General features: G+C 67.6%; 19 protein-coding genes. 11 read left to right on the top strand and 8 right to left on the bottom strand.

Going from position 1 to position 22,565, the window contains the following annotated elements:
- Window positions 1-121: 121 nt before the first annotated feature.
- Window positions 122-2,119, bottom strand: coding sequence for an autotransporter family protein (locus SMAL_RS11635; protein WP_232273979.1), 1,998 nt, complete (start codon window positions 2,117-2,119; stop codon window positions 122-124).
- A 785-nt stretch (window positions 2,120-2,904) separates the two neighbouring features.
- The gene (fabR, locus tag SMAL_RS11630; protein WP_005409961.1) at window positions 2,905-3,561 is read right to left on the bottom strand and encodes an HTH-type transcriptional repressor FabR; all 657 of its coding nucleotides are present in this window, start codon (window positions 3,559-3,561) and stop codon (window positions 2,905-2,907) included.
- 92 nt (window positions 3,562-3,653) lie between these two features.
- Here fabR and SMAL_RS11625 point away from each other — a divergent pair, with 92 nt between their 5' ends.
- Both SMAL_RS11625 and SMAL_RS11620 read left to right on the top strand, forming a co-directional pair.
- Window positions 3,654-4,724, top strand: coding sequence for a ferredoxin reductase (locus tag SMAL_RS11625; protein ID WP_050559890.1), 1,071 nt, complete (start codon window positions 3,654-3,656; stop codon window positions 4,722-4,724).
- A 12-nt stretch (window positions 4,725-4,736) separates the two neighbouring features.
- Complete coding sequence (locus SMAL_RS11620) at window positions 4,737-5,885, top strand: fatty acid desaturase family protein (RefSeq protein WP_006372458.1); 1,149 nt, start codon at window positions 4,737-4,739, stop codon at window positions 5,883-5,885.
- Window positions 5,886-5,890: 5 nt separating this feature from the next.
- Here SMAL_RS11620 and SMAL_RS11615 read toward each other — a convergent pair whose 3' ends face one another.
- The 5 genes from SMAL_RS11615 to SMAL_RS11595 all read right to left on the bottom strand — a co-directional run bounded on the left by SMAL_RS11615 (window position 5,891) and on the right by SMAL_RS11595 (window position 9,795).
- Complete coding sequence (locus SMAL_RS11615) at window positions 5,891-6,226, bottom strand: tetratricopeptide repeat protein (RefSeq protein WP_032129997.1); 336 nt, start codon at window positions 6,224-6,226, stop codon at window positions 5,891-5,893.
- Complete coding sequence (locus SMAL_RS11610; RefSeq protein WP_012511312.1) at window positions 6,226-6,801, bottom strand: flavin reductase family protein; 576 nt, start codon at window positions 6,799-6,801, stop codon at window positions 6,226-6,228. Before SMAL_RS11610 ends, SMAL_RS11615 begins: the two co-directional genes overlap by 1 nt.
- Window positions 6,798-7,427, bottom strand: a complete 630-nt coding sequence (locus SMAL_RS11605) for a superoxide dismutase (RefSeq protein WP_012511311.1) — start codon at window positions 7,425-7,427, stop codon at window positions 6,798-6,800. The genes SMAL_RS11610 and SMAL_RS11605 overlap by 4 nt, the downstream gene beginning before the upstream one ends.
- Before the next feature lie 284 nt (window positions 7,428-7,711).
- Window positions 7,712-9,226 carry a thioredoxin family protein gene (locus SMAL_RS11600; RefSeq protein WP_012511310.1) on the bottom strand — a complete coding sequence of 505 codons (1,515 nt, stop codon included), beginning with the start codon at window positions 9,224-9,226 and terminating at the stop codon, window positions 7,712-7,714.
- 119 nt (window positions 9,227-9,345) lie between these two features.
- Entirely contained in the window at window positions 9,346-9,795 is a 450-nt protein-coding gene (locus tag SMAL_RS11595) for a GNAT family N-acetyltransferase (RefSeq protein ID WP_012511309.1), read from the bottom strand.
- A gap of 66 nt (window positions 9,796-9,861) precedes the next feature.
- On the opposite strand from SMAL_RS11595, the gene SMAL_RS11590 reads away from it, so the two are divergent.
- The 9 genes from SMAL_RS11590 to SMAL_RS11550 all read left to right on the top strand — a co-directional run bounded on the left by SMAL_RS11590 (window position 9,862) and on the right by SMAL_RS11550 (window position 20,977).
- Window positions 9,862-10,797 carry a TIGR03571 family LLM class oxidoreductase gene (locus SMAL_RS11590; protein ID WP_012511308.1) on the top strand — a complete coding sequence of 312 codons (936 nt, stop codon included), beginning with the start codon at window positions 9,862-9,864 and terminating at the stop codon, window positions 10,795-10,797.
- A gap of 153 nt (window positions 10,798-10,950) precedes the next feature.
- Window positions 10,951-11,262 (top strand): DUF3817 domain-containing protein, encoded by a 312-nt coding sequence (locus SMAL_RS11585; protein WP_032129991.1) that lies wholly within the window; start codon window positions 10,951-10,953, stop codon window positions 11,260-11,262.
- A gap of 154 nt (window positions 11,263-11,416) precedes the next feature.
- Window positions 11,417-12,613, top strand: coding sequence for an MFS transporter (locus tag SMAL_RS11580; RefSeq protein ID WP_012511306.1), 1,197 nt, complete (start codon window positions 11,417-11,419; stop codon window positions 12,611-12,613).
- Complete coding sequence (locus SMAL_RS11575; protein ID WP_006372127.1) at window positions 12,610-13,803, top strand: isochorismate synthase; 1,194 nt, start codon at window positions 12,610-12,612, stop codon at window positions 13,801-13,803. Before SMAL_RS11580 ends, SMAL_RS11575 begins: the two co-directional genes overlap by 4 nt.
- Window positions 13,800-15,452: a (2,3-dihydroxybenzoyl)adenylate synthase gene (locus tag SMAL_RS11570; RefSeq protein WP_012511305.1), complete on the top strand. Its 1,653-nt coding sequence runs from the start codon at window positions 13,800-13,802 to the stop codon at window positions 15,450-15,452. Before SMAL_RS11575 ends, SMAL_RS11570 begins: the two co-directional genes overlap by 4 nt.
- A complete protein-coding gene (locus SMAL_RS11565; RefSeq protein WP_006372124.1) occupies window positions 15,452-16,087 on the top strand; it encodes an isochorismatase family protein in 636 nt (211 codons plus the stop codon). The genes SMAL_RS11570 and SMAL_RS11565 overlap by 1 nt, the downstream gene beginning before the upstream one ends.
- Window positions 16,084-16,341, top strand: coding sequence for a phosphopantetheine-binding protein (locus SMAL_RS11560; RefSeq protein ID WP_006372122.1), 258 nt, complete (start codon window positions 16,084-16,086; stop codon window positions 16,339-16,341). The genes SMAL_RS11565 and SMAL_RS11560 overlap by 4 nt, the downstream gene beginning before the upstream one ends.
- On the top strand, window positions 16,338-20,228 hold the full coding sequence (locus tag SMAL_RS11555; protein WP_012511304.1) for an enterobactin synthase subunit F: 3,891 nt from the start codon (window positions 16,338-16,340) through the stop codon (window positions 20,226-20,228). Before SMAL_RS11560 ends, SMAL_RS11555 begins: the two co-directional genes overlap by 4 nt.
- Complete coding sequence (locus SMAL_RS11550; protein WP_012511303.1) at window positions 20,219-20,977, top strand: 2,3-dihydro-2,3-dihydroxybenzoate dehydrogenase; 759 nt, start codon at window positions 20,219-20,221, stop codon at window positions 20,975-20,977. Before SMAL_RS11555 ends, SMAL_RS11550 begins: the two co-directional genes overlap by 10 nt.
- Before the next feature lie 119 nt (window positions 20,978-21,096).
- Here SMAL_RS11550 and SMAL_RS11545 read toward each other — a convergent pair whose 3' ends face one another.
- The gene (locus SMAL_RS11545; protein WP_012511302.1) at window positions 21,097-22,557 is read right to left on the bottom strand and encodes an esterase-like activity of phytase family protein; all 1,461 of its coding nucleotides are present in this window, start codon (window positions 22,555-22,557) and stop codon (window positions 21,097-21,099) included.
- Between the last annotated feature and the right edge of the window lie 8 nt (window positions 22,558-22,565).

Genomic DNA, 22,565 nt, shown 5'->3' with positions numbered 1-22,565 from the left:
GCGGACGACGGTGTTATAACATTACAATTAGGTGCCAGAACCCTGCCGGATGTCATGCCCGGCAGGGTGCGAGGGAAATCGAGGAACGCCGCCCTGGGGTGATCCCAGGGCGGCGAGGGGCTTACCAGGCGGCGCGCAGGCCCACCTGGGCACCGTGGTTGCGATAGCCGCTGTCGCCACGCTGTACACGCAGGTCACCCCATGCGCTCCAGCGCTGGCCCAGCTGAAGCTGGGCACCGGCCTGCACTTCGTAGCGGTTCTCCGGCGTCTTCGCGCTCAACGACTCACTGTTGAAGCGCATGGCCTCATCGCGCTCGCCACGCAGCCAGTTCGCCGCCAGGAACGGCTGCACGCGGTTGCCCTGCAGCGTGCCCTGGCCAAACAGGCGAACGCCGAGGCGGCTGTTGAGGCCGCCGCCGCGACCATCCTCGACCGTGGTGCCATTGTTTTCGACCAGGCTGTCACCGTCGTAGTCGGTCCAGGCCAGCTGCGCCTGCGGCTGCAGGTACAGCGTGCTGGCCTCACTGCTGCGAATGGCCCACGCATAACCGGCTTCCAGCGATGCGCTGCGGGTCCTGGAGTCGTAGGTCTCGCGGGCGATGCCTTCGCCCTGCACCTCGTTGTCGAAGCGTGCCGCCTGCAGCCAGCCGTCCACATACAGGCCGGCACTGCTCTGTGCATCCTGCACCCAGCCCAGGTAAACACCGGCCGACTTGCCCTTGACCTTGCCGCGGGTGCCATAACCGCTCAGCGTCGACACCGCCTGCGTGGTTGCCTCGCCGGTGCCGAGCATCACGCCGACCTGGCCACGGCCATCGCCCCAGCGCCAGACATCGCTGCCCAGCTGCAGGGTATTGATGTGGGTACGGGCATCGACCTGGCCGGCCACGTTCGCCTGCAGCTGGTCACGCCCGGCGCGCACCCAGGTGCCGATGCGGGCGCGGTCGAAGCCGGGCTCGCCGCGGTCGTGGCGGCGCAGCTGGAACATCTGCACGGCCGCGGCCTGGTTGGCCAGGTACGCGCCCGGCTCCGGACGCAGCACGGGGACCGGATCGACGGGATTGACCGGGTCCACCGGATCGACCGGATCGACCGGGTCAACAGGATCGACCGGATCCACCGGACCAGTGCCCTGGCACTCCGGCAGCGCCGGATTGATGTCGCACGGATTGCCGGTGTAGGCCGAGGTCAGGTACCAGTTGCCGTTGGTCGCGCCCGGAGTGCCCTTGCGCAGGAAATACTCGTACATGCCGCCGATGGCGCGGCCCTGCAGCGCGAGGTGACCATTGCTGGCACCGTCCACCTGCATCAACGGAATGCCGTTGACGGTCTGTGCACCAGCGCCGGCAATGTTGTTGACGGTGACCTGGGTGGTGCCGCTGGTATTGCCGGTGACATGCACGCGCGAGCTTGCTGCGTCGTCGCCGGCCAGCACCGTGTTGAAGTGCAGGGTGCCGCCATTGCCGGCGTAGTTGCCGTTGACGGTCAGTTGCGGATAGGCCGCCGTACCCGCAGCACCGAGGAAGATATTGCTGCCTGCACCCAGGGTGAGGTTGCCGGTGTTGCTGTCGCCGGACAGTGTCCAGCGGCCGCCCTGGTCGACGATGACGTCGGCCGGGCCGAGGATGCGGCCGGTGAGGTCGAGGCCGTCAAGGAAGCGCAGCGTGCCGGTGGCGGTATCGGCAATGGTGATGTCGCCCTTGAGTGTGGAGGTGCGGGCGGTGACGTCGAAGTGGGCGTTGTCGCGGGTGGAGATGATGACGCCATTGCTCCCCACCAGAGTCGCACCATTCTGTATCAACAGCGTATCCGGACGGGATACAGAAGGCAGATGAGCGCCGAACAGAATGGCGCTGCCGTTGCTTGCTTCGATGTGTGAACCATCGACCATCACGCCCCAGTCGGCGAGATTCTCTTCGATGGTTGGGCTCGAGAGGATCAGGATTCCAGCTGTGACTCCGTTGACCGTCGAGCCATTGCGCAGCGAAACGGAGCCCGCACCGACAGAGACCCCATACGTACCGCCGGAAATGGTCGAACCGTCTACATCAGCGTAGCCGCCGGCGAGCACCTGCAGTCCGATGCGTGTGGAAGTGAGTGAGCTGTCGATCAACGACACTCTGGGGTAGGGGCGTCCATTGCCATCGACAGCGCCTGATCGTGCCAAACCAAGGGCCGGGCCGGTTGTGGCGCTCAGCACCGAATTGCGGAAGACCGCTGTTGAGCTCCGTACGAAATTGCCTGTGGTTGACGTGAAGCCAGCACCATCTGCGTTGATGATTGTCTGTTGTGTGCCGCCTGCAGAGAACGAGTCCAGTGCGCCCATGCGGGCGCCGAGAACATTGGCGGTTCCTCCATGGACGGAGAGATTCTGTCCCTCGAAAGCACTTCCTGGGGTGATGGTGACGGTCTGGCCGGGGCCGACGTCGACAGCATTTGCGGTGCCCATGGCGGCGAGCATCAATGAGCTGGCTACGGCCAGACCCAACCGCGAACGGACAAGCGTGGAAGGAAACTTCGGCGTGAACTGCATCATGCGCATGGGTGTTTCTCCTTGAAGCTCATTGGGGTGGACCCGCATCCGCAGGACCGGAGGCGGCACTGTGCGGATCGGGTCTTGCCTGGGCCATGCAATTAATCTGAAACGACTGCAGCGGCACTTGCCGGATTCAAACCCCGTTCAATAACTCACCAAGCTGAATGGAGCGCGTGGTCTGAATAATTCAGCGTGCGTGAGAGCGCAGTGAATGGCGCGTGCAGGATGCTCAAGCTGCGCATCTGCAATCTAAATCCGTGACAGCGGCCACGGTTCATCGGCGCCGTGGCGCTGCGTGGCGGGCTTCATGGAGCTGGGGCGGGTCAGGGCCCTTTCCTCTGGAAAGGGATCCGACTCAGGGGCCTCGATCAGCCGCGGCGGAACGCGGCGGGGGTACGGGCGCCCACGATGATCATGCGGATCATTGTGGAGATCTGTTCAACCAGCTCCGGATCCTTCTCCGGTGGCAGGTCCATGGCGGTGGCACCCATCGCGAACACCAGCCGGGTGATGGCCTTGGCCACCAGTTCCGGGGCATGCAGTACGGCGCCATCCAGTGCGGCCAGGCGCACCAGGTCGTGCTGCAGCTCTTCCTCGAAATAGTGCAGCTCGCGTTCGACCGCGTGCTTGAAGTCGTCCGAGCCGACTGCGCCCTCGCGCAGCAGCACGTGCAGCAGCTTGTCGTCGGCGCGCAGCTGTTCCATGAAGGTCTCCACCGAGACCCGCACCACGCTGGTGGCGGTGGAGGTGGCGCGCTGGCGAGCCTCGCCGATGATGGTGCGCAGCGAGCGGCCGGCCGCATCGATCAGCGCCACGGCCAGTTCGTCCATGTCGCGGAACTGCCGGTAGAAGCTGTTCGGCGCGATGCCGGCCTCACGCGCCACTTCGCGCAGGCTGAGCGTGGACAGGCTGCGGTGCGGCCCGATCAGTTTCAGGGCAGCAGCCAGCAGATCCTCGCGGCTCACCGTACGGCGGGCCGGGCTGTTGGCATCTTCGGGCGTCGACAAGGCGGTGGCGGCGGCCATGGGGGTTCCGGTGGGGCGAGGCTGAATCATACCCAATCCGGTTCAATATACACATGTATACACAGGTGTATGTGCGCCCGTATAGTTCGCTCATGAGCGCTGTCGTCCGTCCGTCCCTGTTCTCTCCGTACCGCTGGGTCTCGCCGTCGCTGTTCGATTTCTGGGCGGGCCAGCTCAATCCCCTGTGGACCCTGCGCGAGCCGGTGGCCCGCCTGGTCCGGCGCGAGCCGGCCGGCGAGGGCGCGGCGACCTTGGTCCTGCGCACCAACCGGCACTGGGCCGGCATGCGCGCTGGCCAGCACGTCACCCTCGGCGTCGAGATTGAAGGGCGCCTGTGGCAGCGCAGCTACAGCCCCACCGCACTCGGTCGGCGCGAGCTGGCGATCACCGTCAAGGCGATCGACGGCGGCCGGGTCAGCCAGCATCTGGTCAATCATGCGCAGCCGGGCGAACTGTTCCGCCTCGATGCCGCCTTCGGCGAATTCCAGTTGCCGGCCGCGGCGCCGGTGCTGCTGCTGGCGGCCGGCAGTGGCATCACGCCGATGCGCAGCCTGTTGCGCGAGGCCTGCCAGCGCCCGCTGGCCGCGCCCGTGGACCTGTTCTACTGGGAGCGCACCGCTGCCCATCTGCAGTTCCGTGATGAACTGCAGGCGCTGGCCGCAGCGCATCCGAACCTGCGCGTGCATCTGCTGACCACCCGCGAGGGTGAGGCGCCGGCCGCGCGTATCGATACCCATGATCTGCTGGTGCCCGGCGATGACACGCCTCTGGCGCAGCGCCATGTGCTGGCCTGCGGCCCGGATGGATTCGTTGCCGCCGCGCGCGAGCGTCTGGCGCACCAGGTGGCCGGTTTCCAGGCCGAAGCCTTCACACCGCCGGCGCCGCTGCGCGATGCCAGCAGCGAAGGTGAGGTGTCGCTGACGCTTGCGCGCAGTGGCCGCCAATTGAGCGTGCCGCGTGGTCGCTCACTGCTGGAAAGCCTCGAAGCCCATGGCATCAAGCCCAAGCATGGCTGCCGCATGGGTATCTGTAACAGTTGTAGTTGTGATCGCGTCAGTGGCGCCACCCGCCACCTGCGCACCGGCGACCTGCAGTCCGAATCGGCGCAGCCGGTGCGGATCTGCGTGAGCGCGCCGACCACCGACCTGACCCTGGATCTCTGAGGACCCGTTGCCATGACCCGCGCTACCGACCGTGCTCTGAGCACCACCGAGATGCAAGCCTTCGGCCAGGAACTCGATGCGATCCGCGACCGCGTGATCGGCAGCCTTGGCGCTTCCGATACCCGCTACATCCGCCGCGTGGCCGCCGCCGTGCGCTGGTTCGGCGTGGGTGGCCGTGGCCTGCTGTTCGTGGCGGCGTTCTCGCCGTTGTTCTGGATGCCGCTGCTGTGGCCGGCCGCGATCACCGGCACGCTGCTGCTGGCGCTGTCGAAGATCCTGGAGAACATGGAGCTGGGCCACAACGTCATGCACGGCCAGTTCGACTGGACCGGCGACCCCAAGCTCAACGGCAACACCTACGAGTGGGACATCGTTGCCACCGCCGACAACTGGCGCAAGACCCACAATTTCCGCCACCACACCTACACCAACGTGCGTGGCATGGACGATGACATCGGCTACGGCCTGCTGCGCATCTTCCCGGAACAGCGCTGGAAGCCGTTCTACCTGCTGCAGCCGATCATCGCGCCGATCTTCGCGCTGCTGTTCCAGTGGGGCGTGGCCGCGCAGGACCTGCGCCTGGGCCGTTGGCTGAAGGGCCGCATCAGTGGCCGTGCGATGTGGATGCAGACCCGCCCGGTGGCGCGAAAAATGGCCCGTCAGGTGCTGAAGGACTACGTGTTCTTCCCGCTGCTGGCCGGCCCGTTCTTCCTCACCGTGATGCTGGGCAACATGGTAGCCAACGGCCTGCGCAACATCTGGACCTACGTGATCATCTTCTGCGGCCACTTCACCGCCGAATCGGAAACCTTCCCGAAGGAATGCCTGCGCAATGAGTCGCGCGGCCATTGGTACCTGCGCCAGCTGCGCGGTTCGTCCAACATCAGCGGCGGCTTCCTGATCAACGTGCTGTCGGGCAACCTCAGCCACCAGATCGAGCACCACTTCTACCCGGACCTGCCGGCCAACCGCTATGCGGCCATCGCCAAGGAAGTGAAGGACATCTGCCGTCGCTACGGCCAGCACTACAACAACGGCTCGCTGCCGCGCCAGTTCGGCCAGGTGGTCTGGCGCATCCTGCGCCACGCGTTCCCGAGCAAGCCGCGCCGCCTGCCGATGTCGGACATCATGTCCGCACCGGCATCGGCCAACGCGGGCTGATCGACTCAGCCCGCCTTCGCCAGGTCCGCCTGCTCGCGGTCCAGGCGGCGCAGGAATACCTGCATTTCCTTGCGTGCCTGCTGGTCGCCCTTGCTGCCGGCCACGCTCAAACCGCGTTGCCACGCCTCGCGCGCCGCCTGCGGCTGGCCACTGGCCAGCCAGGCCTTGCCCAGCAGCTTCCACGCTGCCGAATACTGCGGATCAAGGACCACGCAACGGCCCAGATGGGTCGCTGCGCGCACCGGGTTGCCGGCATCCAGCCAGCCCTTGCCCAGGCCGAAGCGCAGCAGCGCGCCGTCCTTGCCGCTGGCCAGCATGCATTCCAGAGCCTCGATGTTCATCATCGCACCTCCACCAGCAGCTCGGCCGGTCCGGGCTGGAAGCGGCCGCGATGGAACAGCAGCGGCGCGCCTCCGTTCTCGTGCACTTCGATGATGCGGCCGGCCAGCAACAGGTGATCGCCCACCGGCCACTGTGCGTGGCGGGTACAGGTGAGATGCGCTACCGCGCCGGCGATGCGTGGCGGGGCGTCCTCGTCGTCATCCAGCAATGCGAGGCCGTCGAAGCGGTTGCGTACCTGCGGATCGGCAAAGCGCCGGGCCAGTGCTTCCTGGTCGGCCGCCAGCACGCTGATCGCAAAGCGGGTGGCGCGCTGGAAGGTGGACAGGCTCTGCGCGTGCAACGCCAGGTTCCAGAGCACCAGTGGCGGCTGCAATGACACTGGCACGAACGAATTGATGGTTAGGCCGATGGGCTTGCCCTGCGCATCGCGCGCGCAGACGATGGCCACGCCGGTGGGGAAATGGCCGAGCAGCCGCCGTAGGGCACGCGGCGGCATCTCGACCGACGGCACCGGGACCGGGGCGGGGAAGACCCCCGCCCACGGCCCGGCGTACGGCAGTGTCTCGCCGCTCATGAGGCCCGGGCCTGGCGGTAGCGCCGGCCGACCTCGGCCCAGTTGATGATGTTGAAGAACGCACCGATGTAGTCCGGGCGGCGGTTCTGGTAGTGCAGGTAGTAGGCGTGTTCCCAGACGTCCAGCGCCAGGATCGGGGTATTGCCGGACAGGCCGACCGTTGCACCCATCAGCGGGCTGTCCTGGTTGGCGCTGCTTTCGACTTGCAGGCGGCCATCGCGATCGCTGGTCAGCCAGGCCCAGCCACTGCCGAAGCGGGTCTGCGCAGCCTTGGTGAAGGCCTCCTTGAAGGCATCGAAACCGCCGAGGTCGCGGTCGATGGCGGCGGCCAGTTCATCATCGGGTGCACCGCCGTTGGCACTGAGTACGGTCCAGAACAGGCTGTGGTTGGCGTGGCCACCGCCGTTGTTGCGGACTGCGCCACGCTGCGCCTCCGGCACGGCATCGAGGTTGGCGATCAGCGCCTCGACCGGCTGTTCGGCAAGGCCGGCCTGCTCGATCGCGGCATTGAGGTTGTTGACGTAGGTCTGGTGGTGCTTGCTGTGATGGATTTCCATCGTGCGCGCATCGAAGTGCGGCTCGAGGGCGTCATAGGCATAGAGGAGCGGGGGAAGCGAGTACGACATCGAAGCAATCTCCGTGGGGAAGGCCAGAGGGGCTGGCCGTGGGGAGATTGTTATCGCACCTCAACATTGGTTGAGGTCAAGAGATCAAGAGGTCAAGACGGAGGCGTGGTAGTGCCGGCCGCTGGCCGGCATTCAGCGAAGGTCGGGTTGCCGGCCAGCGGCCGGCACTACCAGAACCCGCTTTCCGAACCCTCACCGGCGCGCTGATGCGCTGCCCCCGCCCCCTCCCACACGGATCAACAAAAGCGCCGGCCGGCGAACCCGCCGCCAGCGCTTTCATCAACTCAGCTCAACCAGTCCTTACAGGCGCCATCCACCTGGTCACCGCACGCCTGCTGCATCCGCTGCTGCAGCCGTGCCAGCGTCTCCGCACCCTGATGCTTGCCGCTCCACGCCTTCAACTGCCCGGCAAGTCGCTCGAAGCGCTGGCGGGTACGCTGGTGGTAACCCGACGGCTGTGCCTCCAGCTCGGCGATCAGCGACGCGGTGGCCTGCTCGATGCGCGGTGCATCGTCCGGCGCCAGCTTCAGCAGACCTTCCACGTACAGCACGCCCCATTGCACGCGGGTGGCCGGGCCCTGTGCACCATCGTAGGCGCGCTTCAACCACTCCAGCGCGCCGGCGGCGTCGCCGCGCTGCTCGGCCAGTTCGGCCAGCTCGGGCATGTAGTAGTACGGCTGCTCGCTGCGCTTCAGCTCGGCCAGCAACAGTGCCTCGGCACCCGCGTCGTCACCTACCTCGCGCAATGCGTACACCGCGCTGCTGATCGTGGCCTGGCGTGCATGCGCATCGGTGGCGGCGGCATCGGCAGCGCCCACGCGCTGCTTGACCCGCTCAACCAGGGCCGGGGGCAGTGCGCCCTTCGGCTGCTGCTGGCGGGCCAGCGACACTTCGGTCAGCGCACGCGACAACGCGTCGTCGGCGCGATCACCGCGCTCGGCATCTGCGCGCTCCAGTGCGACCAGCAGCTGCCGTCCCAGCGTGTTGCTGGTGGCCGGCCCGGCACTGGCCTGCTTGACCAGCTGCACGCCCGCATAGCCCAGCAGCTCACGGTTGCGGCGCACTTCCGCCGGTTGCGCCAGCACCGCCTGCAGCAGCTCGCGCACGGGTGAGGCATCGGGCTTTTCGGCCGTTGCCAAGGCAAGCAGAGCGAAGCGGCGCTGCAGGGCGGCGTCCGGTGCGGCCTTGGACAACTGGCGCAGCACATCCTGGCTCCTGCGCTCGCCGGCCAGGCGGTTGGCGTCCACTTCCCAGCCGTAGTCGCCCAGCACCTGCCAGTCTTCGGCGGCCAGCCGGTCCGGCGTTGCCAGCGCGGTGGCCAAGGTGGCGGCAACAGCACTGCGGCGGCCTGCAGCGACGGTCAGGGCCCGGGTCAGTTCGGCGGCGTCATTGCCGCCAGCCACGCGGGTGATTTCGTTGCGCTGTGGGTCCAGCACGATCAGCGTGGGATAGCCGCGCACGCCGAAGCGTTCGCCCCAGGCCTGCGCGCCTTCCTCGTCGCCATCCAGGTAGACCGGCACGAACTTGCTGGTCAGCGCGATGAAAGCCGGGTCCTTGAACAGGCCCGCCTTGAGCTGGTTGCACGGCGGGCACCAGACCGCGCCCCAGTACAGCAGCACCGGCTTGCCGCTGTCGGCGGCTTCGGCGAAGGCATCGTCCACATCGCCCTGGCGCCAGGCGATGGCGGACGCCGGCGCGGGTGCCTCGGCGGAGTTGGCGGTGGATACCGGGGCCGGGGTGCAGGCGCTCAGCGCCGAGGCCAGCAGCAACACGGAAAGCGCGACGCGCATCGGCAGCATCTCGAAGGGCAGGGTGACAGGCCATTGTAGGAACCGCCGGGGAGCCTGCTGATTCAGTTTGCTTATGACAGGCGTGCCGCAGGGCATGACGCCCGTCGGGCATTGCCCGGCGGATGCCTTCAGGCCGCTGCCCGCACCATCTGCTGGTACACCAGCCCGTTGAACTCGCCGACCTCCCCATCCAGCACAAAGCCATAGCGCAGGTAGGTAGGCACTGCGTTGAGCGAGGCGCGCACCGTCAGTACCGGCTCGCGTACCTGCGGCAGCACGGCTTCGAACAAGGCATGGCCGATACCTTGGCCCTGGCACGCGGGATCGACGAACAGCATTGCCAGGTGCCGGCCCTCCTTCAGTTCGACCATGCCGATTACGCGCGCATCCTGCTCGGCCACCAGGATGTGGTTGTCACCCTGCAGGCGTGCACCAAACGCATCGGCTGCAGCGACACTGCCGAAGGTGGCGATGCCGGCCGCGCTGAGCGAAGGCGCCACCGCTGCAGTGAACGCAGCCAGGCACACCGCGCTGATCGCGGGCAGGTCATCGACGTGGGCAGGGCGGATCGTCGGCATGCAGTGTTCTTCCAGTGGTTGGTGGCGCGTCATCGTCGCCGCAGGCCTGCGCGCTAAGCTGGCGGCATGAGTGATTTCAATCCTGCTTACGCTGCCTTGTTTCCGCAACAGGGTCTGAGCCTGGGCCTGATGACGCCTGTCGCCGCACATGGGCTGGCCGATCCGCATGAAGCCAGGCGGATCGCGCGGCTGGCCGATGATCTTGGCTTCGCCGCGCTGTGGACCCGCGATGTACCGTTGATGGTGCCACAGGGCCCGGATGCAACAGCGAGTGCGCTGGATGACCCGTTCCTGTGGCTGGGCATGCTGGCTGCCGCGACCGAGCGCATCGTGGTCGGCAGCGCAGCCATCGTGCTGCCATTGCGCCAGCCGCTGCAGGTGGCGAAGTCGGCCTTGAGCCTGGACCGGATCAGTGGCGGACGCTTCGTGCTGGGCCTGGGTTCGGGTGACCGCCCGGAAGAATTTGCCGCGTTCGGTGAGGATCTGGAGGGCAGGGCGGCGGCGTTCCGTGAGCGCTGGACGTTGTTGCGCGCCGCGTTGTCACCAGAGGCCGATGAACGGACCGCCGTACTGCAGGCGACCGGTGGTTTCGACGTGTTGCCGGCGCCGGCAACGCGGATTCCGATGCTGGTGGTGGGTACTGCGCGGCAGAGCCTGCAATGGATCGCGCGTGAAAGCGAAGGCTGGGCCACCTATCACCGCGAGGAGGTTGCGCAGGAAGGACGCATCGGTCTGTGGCAGCAGGCGCTGGTGCAGCGCGGCGGGCCGGGCAAGCCGTTCGTGCAGTCGATGCTGCTGGACCTGCAGGCGGATCCGCAGGCGCCAGCCGAGCCATTGCCGCTGGGCCTGAAGGTCGGCCGTGACGGGCTGCGCGACTATCTGCGGCGCGTGCATGCGCAGGGCGTGGCGCATGTGATGTTCAATCTGGTCGACAACGGACGGCCGATGGACACGGTGCTGCGCGAGATCGGCGAGCAGGTTATGCCGGATGTGCTCCGGTAGGTGTCCACCTTGGTGGACACGCCATATCGCTGCCCCGCTTCGCTCGCCGGGCATGGCCCGGCGCTACCCGGCGGTGTCCGGACCGTTCGCATCTGCGTATCATTCGCATTTGATATCCCGATGCCGGAGCACTCTGTGACCCAACGTTCCCCCATGCACCCGACTGGACGCCTGTTCGCCGCGGTCGCTTTCATCGAGGCCGTGACCTGGGCCGGCCTGCTCATCGGCATGTGGATGAAGTACGGCCCGATGGCCAACGTGGCGCTGGTCAAGCTGTTCGGGCCGCTGCATGGCGTGGCCTTCCTGGTCTACGTGGCGGTGACGCTGTTCGCGGCAGTGCGCCTGCGTTGGCCGTGGTGGGCCAGTGCCCTGGCCCTGCTGGCGGCGATCCCGCCGCTGGTGACGCTGCCGCTGGAGTGGTGGTTCAAGCGCCGTGGCCTGCTGGGCCTGCGTGCAATGCGCTGAACCCACTGTTGCATGCCCATTCAAGAGAATGGGTATCAAATGCAAATACGAGCCGTTATCATTTAAGGATGGCGTCGGGCCCTGAGCAGGACTGATGCCGGGCGGGGGCGTACAGACGCGCCCGGCCATCCTTTCCTGTTACGGCTGGTGTTTCATGCACGCACGTCCCGTCGTTCCCGGCTTGCCGGCGCTGGTGTTGGCTGCCCTGATCGGCACCATGGCGATGATGTCCTTCGTCGCCGTGATCGGCCCGGTGGTCCGCATGCTCGGTTTGTCCGAGTGGCATGCCGGCCTCTCGGTCACCGCCGCCGGTGTGTTGTGGATGCTGGCCGCGCGCCCGTGGGGCCAGCTCAGCGACCGCATCGGCCGCAAGCGCGTGCTGATGCTGGCGATGAGTGCCTACACCGTGGTCTACATCGCGCTGGCGGTGTTCATCGACGTGGCCCTGCAGGCGGTGCCGCCTGTATTGGTATCGGTGCTGGTGCTGGTCGGTGCGCGTGGCCTGATCGGCCTGTTCTACGCCGCGGTGCCTCCTACCGCTGCCGCGCTGATCGCCGACAAGGCACCGACCGGGCAGCGTGCGAAATTCCTCGCCCGCCTGGGCAGCGCCAACGCACTGGGCATGGTGCTTGGCCCGGCCGCCGCTGGCTGGCTGGCCTATACGAATCTGTCGCTGGCGCTGTATGTGGCCGCATTGTTGCCGCTGCTTGCGCTGGCATTGCTGGCGTGGCGGTTGCCGGCCACACCGCCGGTGGAGAGCGCTTCTGCGCAACGCCGCCAGCCGATGAGCCGTCTCGACCCGCGCCTGCGCCTGCCTCAGCTGGCGGCGTTCATCGCCATGATCTCGGTGACCATCGCGCAGGTGACGGTCGGCTTCTTCGCGATTGATCGCCTTGGCCTGGATGCCGCTGCGGGCGCGCGCATGGCCGGCATTGCACTCACAGCGGTTGGCGTCGGCCTCATCCTGGCACAGGCGCTGGTGATGAAGATGGAGGTACATCCACGCCGCTGGATCGTCCTCGGCGCACTCATTTCCGGCATCGGCTTCGCTTCGGTGGCTGGCGTGCAGCAGGCCTGGCAGTTGCCGACGGCGTACGCGCTGGCCGCGTTCGGCATGGGTTTCGTATTCCCCTCGTTCCAGGCGCTGGCCGCCGATGCGGTGGAGGCGCACGAGCAGGGCGCCGCGGCCGGCACGGTGGCGGCCGCGCAGGGGCTGGGCATGGTGGCCGGGCCGATGCTCGGCACGTTGTTGTATCGCGGTGGGCCCAGCCTGCCTTACCTGCTGGTGGGCGCGCTGCTGCTGTTGCTGTGCGCGCTGGCCGCCGCGTATCGGATGAAGGAGACCTCATGAACGATTCCCTGATGCAGGGCGCGTGGCCGGAGGCTGCGCCGGCTGCGCTGGAAAGCACCGACGACGCGTCGTTGTTCCTGCTGCAGCATGCCGGCCAGCACGTGCACGCACGTGGCTGCCGCGCCGCGCTGCCGGCCGGTGCACTGGCGACGCTGGCAGAGCGCGTTTCGGAGTTCTTTGCCCAGCAGCGCGGTGGTCCGGGCCTGTTGGTTGGCGCGGTGCCGTTCGAACCGCGTGCGGACGATGCGTTGTACCAGCCCGAGCGCCTGTTGCCTGCGCTGGCATTGCAACCGCAGGCCGCACCGCCGCTGGACGGCGCCCTGCGGGCCGAGCCTGCGCCACAGGACTATGCGTCAGCGGTTGCCGCGGCGGTGCAGGTCCTGCGTGCGCCCGAGCAGAACCTGCACAAGGTGGTGCTGGCGCGCAGCCTGTTGGCACGCACCCGCCAGGCGCTGTCGCCGGACGTGCTGCTGGCACGCCTGGGCGCGGATCCGTCGGTGGCGACCTACGCGGTGCCGTTGCCGGTGGAGCTGGGCCAGGCGCCGGCGTGGCTGGTGGGGGCAACCCCGGAACTGCTGCTGCGCAAGCGCGGTGCCGAACTGCTGTCGCATCCGCTCGCCGGTTCAGCACGCCGCAGCGCCGATGCTGCCGAGGACGAGCGTGCCGCGCAGGCGCTGCTGGCCTCGACCAAGGACCATGACGAGCATCGCCATGTGGTGGACGCCATCGTCGAGGGCCTGGCACCGTACTGCAGCTACATCGATGCACAGCCACGGCCGGTGCTGCATGCCACCGCCAGCATGTGGCACCTGGGCACCCGCATCCATGCCACCCTGAAGGATCCGCAGACGTCTGCCGCCGAACTGCTGGCACAGCTGCACCCCACGCCGGCGGTCTGCGGTACGCCGCGGCTGGCGGCACTGCAGCGCATCCGCGAACTGGAACCGGTGCCGCGCGGCTTCTACGCCGGCGCCGTGGGCTGGCTGGATGCGCAGGGTGACGGCGACTGGTACGTGGCGATCCGCTGCGCACGCCTGCAGGGCACGCAGCTGCGCCTGTATGCCGGTGCCGGCATCGTCGCCGAATCGGAACCCGAGGCCGAGGTGGCCGAAACCGCGGCGAAGTTCGCTGCCCTGTTGAACGCGCTGGGTGTCCATGAATCCGCGCCCGCCATTGAGCCTGCCGCATGAATACCTCCATTGATTCCTCCCGCCTGCCACTGAAGCAGGTATGGCCCGATGCGCTGGCGGCGCGCTATCGCGAGGCCGGTCACTGGCGCGGCGAGACCTTCCCGGCATTCCTGCGTGAGCGTGCGGAACGCTATGCGGATGACATCGCGGTGGTCGCCGGTGATATCCGCCTGAGCTACGCGCAGCTGTGGCACGAAGCCGGTCGCATCGGTTCCGGACTGCTGGCACTCGGCCTGCAGCCCGGTGAGCGGGTGCTGGTGCAGCTGGGCAACACCGCAGGCTTCATCACCACGGTCTGTGGCCTGTTCCGCGCCGGACTGGTGCCGGTATACGCGCTGCCTGCGCATCGCATCACCGAACTGGTGCACTTCGCGAACAAGGCCGAGGCCAGTGCCTACATCACTGCCGACCTGCACGACGGCTTTGATCATCGCGGGCTGGCGCGGGCGCTGCAGGCCGAGGTGCCGGCGCTGCGCCACGTGGTCATCGATGGCGATGCAGCGGAGTTCACCGCGCTGGAGTCGCTGCAGGGCGACCGCAGCCAGCTGCCGGCCGATCCGGATCCGCAGTCGGTGGCGTTCCTGCAGATCTCCGGTGGCAGTACCGGGTTGTCCAAGCTGATTCCGCGTACCCACGACGACTACATCTATTCGTTCCGCGCCAGCAATGACATCTGCGGCATCGACCGCGACAGCGTGTATCTGGTCGCGCTGCCGGCCGCGCACAATTTCCCGATGAGCTCGCCCGGCTTCTTCGGCGCGCTGTATGCAGGCGCCCGCGTAGTGCTCAGCCCCGGCCCCGGCCCGGATGCGGCGTTCCCGTTGATCGCCCGCGAGCGCGTGACCTGCTGTGGCCTGGTGCCGCCGCTGGCGCTGCTGTGGGCACAGGCGGCCGCCAGCAGCAAGCATGACTTGTCCAGCCTGCAGGTACTGCAGGTGGGCGGCGCCAAGCTTGTGCCGGAAGCTGCGCGGCGCGTGATCGACAGCCTGGGCTGCACCCTGCAGCAGGTGTTTGGCATGGCCGAAGGCCTGGTCAACTACACCCGGCTGGATGATCCGGAGGAACTGATCGTGGCCTGCCAGGGCCGGCCGATCAGCCCGGACGACGAAGTGCGCGTGGTCGATGACCACGACCAGCCGGTGGCTGAGGGCGAAGTTGGCCATCTGCTGACCCGCGGCCCGTACACCATCCGTGGTTACCACAACGATGCGGTGGCCAACGCGCGCTCGTTCACCGACGATGGGTTCTACCGCACCGGTGACCGCGTGCAGCAGTTGCCCGGCGGCTATCTGGTGGTGCAGGGCCGTGCCGGTGACCACATCAACCGGGCGGGCGAGAAAATCTCCGCCGAGGAGATTGAAGATCACCTGCTGGCCCACCCCGGCGTGTTCGACGCCGCCGTGGTCTCCATTCCCGATGAGTATCTCGGTGAGCGCAGCTGCGCCTTCGTGATCCAGCAGGGGGAGCCGATCAAGGCACCGGCACTGAAGGCCTGGATGCGTACGCGCGGCCTGGCGGCGTTCAAGGTGCCGGACCAGGTCGTGTTCGTCGACAGCTTCGATACCACCGCGGTCGGCAAGATCAGCCGCCGCGAACTGCGCGCGCAGCTGCGCGCGCGTCATCTGCAACAGACAGGAGGAACGCGCTGATGGCGCTGCCCCGCATCACCAACTATTCCTTGCCGACCGCTGCCGAACTGCCGCAGGCGCGCGGGCCCTGGCGCCCGCAACGCGATCGTGTCGCGCTGCTGGTACACGACATGCAGCGCTACTTCCTGGCCGCGTTCGATGCCCGAAACGCGCCGCTGCGGCCGGCGGTGGACAATATCGTGCGCCTGCTGGCGCACTGCCGCGCGCACGGCATTCCCGTGTTCTACACCGCCCAGCATGGCGACCAGGATCGCCGTGACCGTGGCCTGCAGGCCGATCTGTGGGGGCCCGGAATGCGCCGCAGCGCCGACCATGAACCGATCATCGAGGCGCTGGCACCGCAGCCGGGTGAGCACGTGCTGGTGAAGCACCGCTACAGCGCGTTCCAGCGCAGCAACCTGGAGACGCTGATGCGGGTGCGTGGCCGCGACCAGCTGCTGGTGACCGGCGTGTATGCGCATATCGGTTGCACGGCCACCGTGGTTGAAGCTTTCCAGCGTGATATCGAGGCGTTCATCGCCGCCGATGCGGTGGCGGACTTCTCGCGTGCCGATCACGATCAGGCGCTGCACTGGATCGCACGCACCTGTGGCGTGCCGATGACCACCGATCAGCTGCTGGAGGTGCTGCGATGACCGCCACGAGTGAAGTGCTGGATCTGGAGCGGATGCGCTCCGATGTGGCGCGTGTGCTGGAGTGCACGCCGGCCGAGATCGGTGACGACGACAACCTGATCGACCTGGACCTGGATTCGATGCGCATGCTCGGGCTGGTCCTGGCCTGGGGCAATACCGGCCTGCCGCTGGAATTCTCGCAGTTGGCCGAGCACACCACGCTGCGCCAGTGGTGGGGCGTGGTGCAGAAACTGCAGGCCGCGCAGAACGCATGAACGTCGCTGTGCTGGCCACGCCGGTGGCACTGACCGAGGCTCAGGCCGGACTGTGGTTCGCGCAGCGGCTGGCACCGGACAATCCGTCATTCAATACCGCACATGCGGTGTGGATCGACGGTCCGCTGGACGTGGTCGCGTTCATGGCGGCTGCCCACCGGGCGGCGGTTGAAGCCGAGGCCTTCGCGCTGCGCTTTGCCGAGGGGGCCGACGGCCAGCCGCTGCAGTGGCATGACCCGTCGCACGTGCCGCTGCTGTCGGTGCGCGATCTATCCGGCGAGACCGACCCGGCATCGGCGGCGCGTGCCCTGATGCAGGCCGACCGGCTCAGCGCGGTCGATCCAACCCGCGACAGGATCAGCCAGCAAGTGCTGTTCGATCTGGGTGGGCAGCGCTGGGCCTGGTACCTGCGCGTCCATCATCTGGCCGCGGATGGTTACGGCATGGCGCTGTTTACTGATCGCGTGTGCGCCTTGTATGCCGGTCGTGCGGGTGAGGCACTGCCGGGGCTGGCGGGCGTGCTGGCCGATGATGCCGCTTATCGTGCCGATCCGCGCCGCGCGCAGGCCGGGCAGTGGTGGCGTGAGCAGATGCAGGGCGCACCGGCGGGCGCGGGCCTGGCCGGTACGCTCGCGGCCAGTGACGACGCGCTGCGCTGGGTGCAGCCGCTCGATGCTGCATTCCGTGAGCAGCTGCTGCAGGCATCGGTGCGTTGGCTGCAGCCCTGGCCGGATGTGCTTGCCGCGTTGTCGGCCGAGTACCTGCGGCGGATGAGCGCTGCCGATGAAGTGGTGCTGGGCGTGCCCTACATGGGGCGGCTCGGCAACGCATCGGCACGGGTGCCGGCGATGGTGATGAATGTGCTGCCGCTGCGCGTGGCGGCTGGCGAGGGCAGCGTCGAGGACTTTGCCCGCGGGCTGGCCCGGCAGCTCAGCCAGGGTCGCAAGCACGGCCGTTACCGTGGCGAGCAGTTGCGCCGGGACATGGGTTTGGTGGGCGCGCAGCAGCGCCTGCACGGTCCGCTGGTGAATGTGCAGCCGTTCTACAAGCCGCTGGCGGTGACTGGCGTGCAGGCGAAGCTGGAGGTGCTGTGCACCGGTCCGGTGGATGATCTGACGTTGGGTTTCCGTGGCGATGGCCAGCACCTGCTGGACCTGGAGATCGAAGCCAATCCCGCGCTTTACAGTCGCGAGGATGTCGAAGCGCACGCGGCGCGGTTGCTGCATTTCGTGTCGGCGGCGCTGGAGGCCGGAGACATCGCTGCGGTACCGCTGGCCTCCGCCGTAGAAGCGCAGCAGGTGGTGCATGGTTTCAATGCCACCGCGCATGCGCTGCCACAGACTACGTTGGTTGAACTGCTGCAGCAGGGCATGGACCGTGATCCGCACGCGCCTGCGCTGGTGTTCGGCGACACCACGCTGGACTACGCAACGCTGGAAGCGCGGAGTTTCGCGCTGGCGGCACAACTGCGTGCGATGGAGGTCGGTCCGGGCAGTGTGGTGGCGGTGGCGCTGCCACGCTCGCTGGAACTGGTGATCGCGCTGGTGGCGGTGCTGCGTGCGGGTGCCGCCTACCTGCCGCTGGACCTTGCCCATCCCGATGAGCGCCTCGCGCGCATTCTCTCCTCGGCGCAGCCGGCGTGCGTACTGGCTGCGGCAGAGGTATCGGCGCGCTTGGACGGCGTGCCGGTGCTCGCCCCCGACCAATGGACCGCGCTGAGTTTCGCAGCACCGTGGGCCGATCCGGCGCCCAGCGATGCAGCCTATGTGATCTATACCTCCGGTTCGACCGGCGAGCCGAAGGGCGTGGTCATCGAGCACCGCGCCATCGTCAACCGCCTGCTGTGGATGCGCGAGCACTACGGCATCCGTTCCGATGACCGTGTTCTGCAGAAGACCCCAGCCACGTTCGACGTCTCGGTCTGGGAGTTCTTCCTGCCGCTGCTGTGCGGCGCGACGCTGGTGGTGGCGGGCCCGGACGCGCATCGCGATCCGACCGAGCTGGCGCGGCTGATCCGTGCGCATGCCATCACCACCGCGCATTTCGTGCCGTCGATGCTCGACGCGTTCCTTGCCGCGCCGGCCTCCGAAGACCTGCAGCTGCGCCGCGTGTTCACCAGTGGCGAAGCGCTGGACGCATCGCTGCGTGATCGTTTCCATGGGCGCGTGCAGGCCGAACTGCACAACCTGTATGGCCCGACCGAAGCGGCCGTGGACGTCAGCTACTGGCCGGCGTCGGCGCAGGACCGCTCACGGCCGGTACCGATCGGCTTCCCGGTCTGGAACACCCGCCTGTACGTGCTGGATGCGCGGATGCAGCCGCTGCCGGTCGGTGTGCCGGGCGACCTGTATCTGGGAGGGGTGCAGCTGGCGCGTGGCTATCTTGGCCGCGATGACCTGACCGCCGAACGTTTCCTGGCCGATCCCTTCCTTCCAGGCGAGCGCATCTACCGCACCGGCGACGTGGGGCGTTGGCGCGGCGATGGTGCGGTCGAGTACCTCGGCCGCAGCGACCATCAGGTAAAGCTGCGCGGCCTGCGCATCGAGCTAGGTGAAATTGAAGCGGCATTGCGCGAGCTGCCGGGCATGGATCGGGTGGAGGTGCTGTTGCGCCAGGATGTCCCCGGTGATGCCCGGCTGGCGGCCTATGTGCCAGCGGCGCTTGCCGATGCCGTGATGCTGCGCAGCCACCTGGCCACTCGCGTGCCGGACTACATGGTGCCGTCGGCGTTCGTTGGCGTGGATCAGTGGCCGGTGACTGCCAACGGCAAGCTCGACCGCAACGCCTTGCCGAAGCCGCCGCAGAGCGAGATTGCCGGACTGGCGCCGCGCACGCCGCTGGAGCAGGAACTGGCAATGCTGTTCGCACAGGCGCTGGGCCGCGAGGCAGCGGTGGCAGTGGATGCGGACTTCTTCAGTCTCGGCGGCGACTCGCTGTCCGCGGTGCACCTGCTGCTGGCCATCGAACAACGCTGGCGCTGTGACCTCGGCCTCGGTGCCTTGTTCGCGCAGCCGACCGTAGCCGCATTGGCGACGCGCATTGCCGAACCGCCGGCGCTGGCCGACCACGCATTGGGCCCGGTGATCTCGCTGGCTGCGACTGACGCTGATGGGCCCACTCCGTTGTTCGTGCTGCACCCGGCCGGTGGCATCGCCTGGAACTACCGGACGCTGGCGCGCGCCCTGCAGCCGGCACGCCCGGTATATGGCCTGCAGTCGCCCGCGCTGGATCCGAAGCAGCCGTTGCCGTCCAGCATCGAAGCCATGGCCAATGACTACGTGCAGCGGGTGGTTACGCTGCAATCGAAGGGGCCGGTGCATCTGCTGGGCTGGTCGGTGGGCGGCATCCTCGCCCAGGCGATGGCGGTGCGCCTGCATGAAATCGGGCGTGAAGTCGGTGAACTGGTGCTGCTCGACGCCTATCCCAGCGAATGCTGGCGGGCCGAGCCGGAACCGGATGCCATCGCCGCACTGCGTGCGCTGCTGGCGATTGCCGGCCATGACCCGGAGGCGCATCCGGAGCTGGACAGCCGTGAACGCATTCTTGCCTTCCTGCGTCGCGGTGGTAGTGCGCTCGGCAGTCTGCCGGATGTAGTGCTCGATGGCGTGGTGCGTGCGGTGACCGGCACCAATCGCTTGATCCGCGAACACATCCACCAACCGTTCGACGGCACGCTGGTGCACGTGCGCGCTGGCCGGGATCATCAGACGCGGCCGCAGCTGCAGTCGGCGTTGTGGCGCACGCACGCGCGCAAGGTGCAGGCGCTGGAACTGCCGTTCCTGCATGCCGAGCTGACCGGACGCGATGCGGTGGCGCAGCTGGCACCGTGGTTGTCGGCGCGCCTGCGCCACTGGGATGAGCAACAGGAGATCGCAACATGCAGTTGACCGGCTTTGAAGGTCGCGTGGCACTGGTGACCGGCGCCGCCGGCGGCATCGGCGAGGCCCTGGTACGGCTGTTGGCCGAGGCCGGCTGCACGGTGGTGGCAACCGATCGCGAGGCGCCCGTGGTCGCGGATGCACGTGTGCAGGCGTTTGCCCTCGATGTGACCGACAGCGCGGCGGTGGATGCCTTGGTGGATCGCGTGGAAGCCAGCATCGGGCCCATTGGCCTTGCCGCCAGTGTGGCGGGTGTTCTGCATGTGGGAGCTGTTGCGGAGACCACGGATGCCGATTGGCGCCGGGTGTTCGCAGTCAACGCCGATGGCGTGTTCCATGTTGGGCGTGCGCTGGCGCGGGTGATGTCACCACGGCGACAGGGCGCGATCGTCGCCGTCAGTTCGAATGCCGCCGGCGTGCCGCGGCACGGCATGGCTGCCTACGCCGCGTCCAAGGCTGCCGCCACGATGTTCACCCGCTGCCTCGGGTTGGAACTGGCGCCGCTGGGCATCCGCTGCAATATCGTCGCCCCGGGTTCAACGCTGACCCCGATGCAGACCGGCATGTGGCAGGACGAGCACGGTGCCGAGCGGGTGATTGCCGGCAACCTGGAGACGTACAAGGCCGGCATCCCGCTGCGCAAGCTGGCCACCCCGGAAGACATCGCGCACTCGGTGATGTTCCTGCTCTCCGAGCAGGCCGGGCACGTGGCGATGAGCGACCTGTATGTGGACGGCGGCGCCACCCTGCGCGGGTGATAGCACCCTATCTGCGATGAAATGGATCGGGGGTTGTAGAGCCGAGCCCATGCTCGGCTGCTTTCTGCCTCAGCCGAGCATGGGCTCGGCTCTACAGAGAGCGTGACGTCTGTTCTCCGTCAGGGCAGGGTCAGTCGGTAGACCAGCACCCGGTTGTCGTTGTCGTACGGACTGTCGCAGGATTGGCCCTGCATGCGGCAGCGGCGGGCGATGAAGTCGTTGTCGTTGCCGATCAGCAACAGCACGTCGTTCGGATGCTGCGGGTCGAGCGCCGGCAGCACGTCCATGGCTTCCCACTTTTCCGAGAGTAGTCCGGCATGTGGGCCGCGCTTCGTGTCCAGGTCCAGCCCGGCACGCGCAAGTTGGGGGCGGTCGAGCAGGTTCAGCAGTTCGTCGCTGCGTGCGGGCACGATGCCTGCCTTCAACGTGGTACCGATGGGATCAGCCAGTACCGAGGTCGTGCCGGTTTCGTAGGTGCTGCCAGCCAGATTGCTGGCATCGGCCACATCCACCAGCAGCACCGACTTGTAGACGATCGGATCGTCGCCGTCTTTGCCCAGGCCATTGCCATCACGGGCCAGCAGCAGGAAACGGTGCGCGTCCAGTGCGCGCAGCTCGCTCTGCGCGGCAGTGCGGTCCAGCTTGCCCTTGCCGTCGTGCGCGTAGGCGGGTAGGGCCATCACGTAATGGCCGATAGGTTGCTGTGGCGTCGGCGAGGCCGTCACGTCATAGACCAGCACGCGGGTGTTGATGCGCCCGGCCGCGTTGCCTTTTGCGCTGTCCTGCAGCGTCGCGCTCTGAAGGGCCACGAACAGGCGGGTACCGTCGGGCGACAGGCCCATGCCTTCCACGCCCTGATTGTTGCGGCGCCCAGTCTGCGGCGCCGCCAGCGAACCGAAGGCGGGCTTGCCATCGCGCTGCGGACGGATCGCCGGCGGCGCCATGATCACGCCCTGCAGCTGGCCCTGTGCATCGAAGTAGTAGACGTTGGCGGTGTACTCATCGCCGATGTAGAAGTGGCCATCGGCGGTGAACTGCAGCGACTCCGCATCCAGCGAGACCTTGCCCGCGCCTGCGCCGCTGGCCGGCGAGGGCAACACCACCTCGCGCTGGGTGATCGTGTGCTCACCCGGGTCGGCACCGGTGAACGGCTGCCCGTTGAAGTCCTTCAGCACCACGCCCCTGTCCGGAACCATCGTCAGCGTACCGAGCGCACCGGGCTTGCCAGAGGTAGCGTCGATGCGTAGCTGCATGCGCTCCACGCGGCTGGTGTAGTCGTAGAACAGGCCGGCCTCGGGATCGTTGCGGCCGCGGTCGGGCAGGGTCCAGAGCACGCCTTCGTAGCCGTTGGCGGTGCGCTTCCAGGTGCCGGGCTGCACCGCCAGCGACGAGAACGAGCCCAGCGTGTCGCCGAGGAAGTCCACCGTGCCCGCGGGCAACCGTCCGGCCGCGACCAGGCCCTTGTCCACATAGGTACGACCACCCAGCTTCAGGGTGCGTGGCGGTGCACCCGTTGCCTCATGCGGAGCGGAGTATCCGCTGGCGGAGAGGGTGGCCAGCAGCAGGGCGGTCGCGAGCATCGGTGGAC

The organism is Stenotrophomonas maltophilia R551-3 (assembly GCF_000020665.1).
Lineage (GTDB): Bacteria > Pseudomonadota > Gammaproteobacteria > Xanthomonadales > Xanthomonadaceae > Stenotrophomonas > Stenotrophomonas maltophilia_L.
The sequence above is the reverse complement of the archived record's forward strand: the minus strand, read 5'-3'. Positions and strand labels throughout refer to the sequence as shown.

Bases quoted from the DNA above. Each gene is read 5' to 3' on its own strand.
- fabR (WP_005409961.1), bottom strand. From the start codon at position 3,561: ATGGCCGCCGCCACCGCCTTGTCGACGCCCGAAGATGCCAACAGCCCG.
- SMAL_RS11625 (WP_050559890.1), top strand. From the start codon at position 3,654: ATGAGCGCTGTCGTCCGTCCGTCCCTGTTCTCTCCGTACCGCTGGGTC.
- SMAL_RS11620 (WP_006372458.1), top strand. From the start codon at position 4,737: ATGACCCGCGCTACCGACCGTGCTCTGAGCACCACCGAGATGCAAGCC.
- SMAL_RS11615 (WP_032129997.1), bottom strand. From the start codon at position 6,226: ATGAACATCGAGGCTCTGGAATGCATGCTGGCCAGCGGCAAGGACGGC.
- SMAL_RS11610 (WP_012511312.1), bottom strand. From the start codon at position 6,801: ATGAGCGGCGAGACACTGCCGTACGCCGGGCCGTGGGCGGGGGTCTTC.
- SMAL_RS11605 (WP_012511311.1), bottom strand. From the start codon at position 7,427: ATGTCGTACTCGCTTCCCCCGCTCCTCTATGCCTATGACGCCCTCGAG.
- SMAL_RS11600 (WP_012511310.1), bottom strand. From the start codon at position 9,226: ATGCTGCCGATGCGCGTCGCGCTTTCCGTGTTGCTGCTGGCCTCGGCG.
- SMAL_RS11595 (WP_012511309.1), bottom strand. From the start codon at position 9,795: ATGCCGACGATCCGCCCTGCCCACGTCGATGACCTGCCCGCGATCAGC.
- SMAL_RS11590 (WP_012511308.1), top strand. From the start codon at position 9,862: ATGAGTGATTTCAATCCTGCTTACGCTGCCTTGTTTCCGCAACAGGGT.
- SMAL_RS11585 (WP_032129991.1), top strand. From the start codon at position 10,951: ATGCACCCGACTGGACGCCTGTTCGCCGCGGTCGCTTTCATCGAGGCC.
- SMAL_RS11580 (WP_012511306.1), top strand. From the start codon at position 11,417: ATGCACGCACGTCCCGTCGTTCCCGGCTTGCCGGCGCTGGTGTTGGCT.
- SMAL_RS11575 (WP_006372127.1), top strand. From the start codon at position 12,610: ATGAACGATTCCCTGATGCAGGGCGCGTGGCCGGAGGCTGCGCCGGCT.
- SMAL_RS11570 (WP_012511305.1), top strand. From the start codon at position 13,800: ATGAATACCTCCATTGATTCCTCCCGCCTGCCACTGAAGCAGGTATGG.
- SMAL_RS11565 (WP_006372124.1), top strand. From the start codon at position 15,452: ATGGCGCTGCCCCGCATCACCAACTATTCCTTGCCGACCGCTGCCGAA.
- SMAL_RS11560 (WP_006372122.1), top strand. From the start codon at position 16,084: ATGACCGCCACGAGTGAAGTGCTGGATCTGGAGCGGATGCGCTCCGAT.
- SMAL_RS11555 (WP_012511304.1), top strand. From the start codon at position 16,338: ATGAACGTCGCTGTGCTGGCCACGCCGGTGGCACTGACCGAGGCTCAG.
- SMAL_RS11550 (WP_012511303.1), top strand. From the start codon at position 20,219: ATGCAGTTGACCGGCTTTGAAGGTCGCGTGGCACTGGTGACCGGCGCC.
- SMAL_RS11545 (WP_012511302.1), bottom strand. From the start codon at position 22,557: ATGCTCGCGACCGCCCTGCTGCTGGCCACCCTCTCCGCCAGCGGATAC.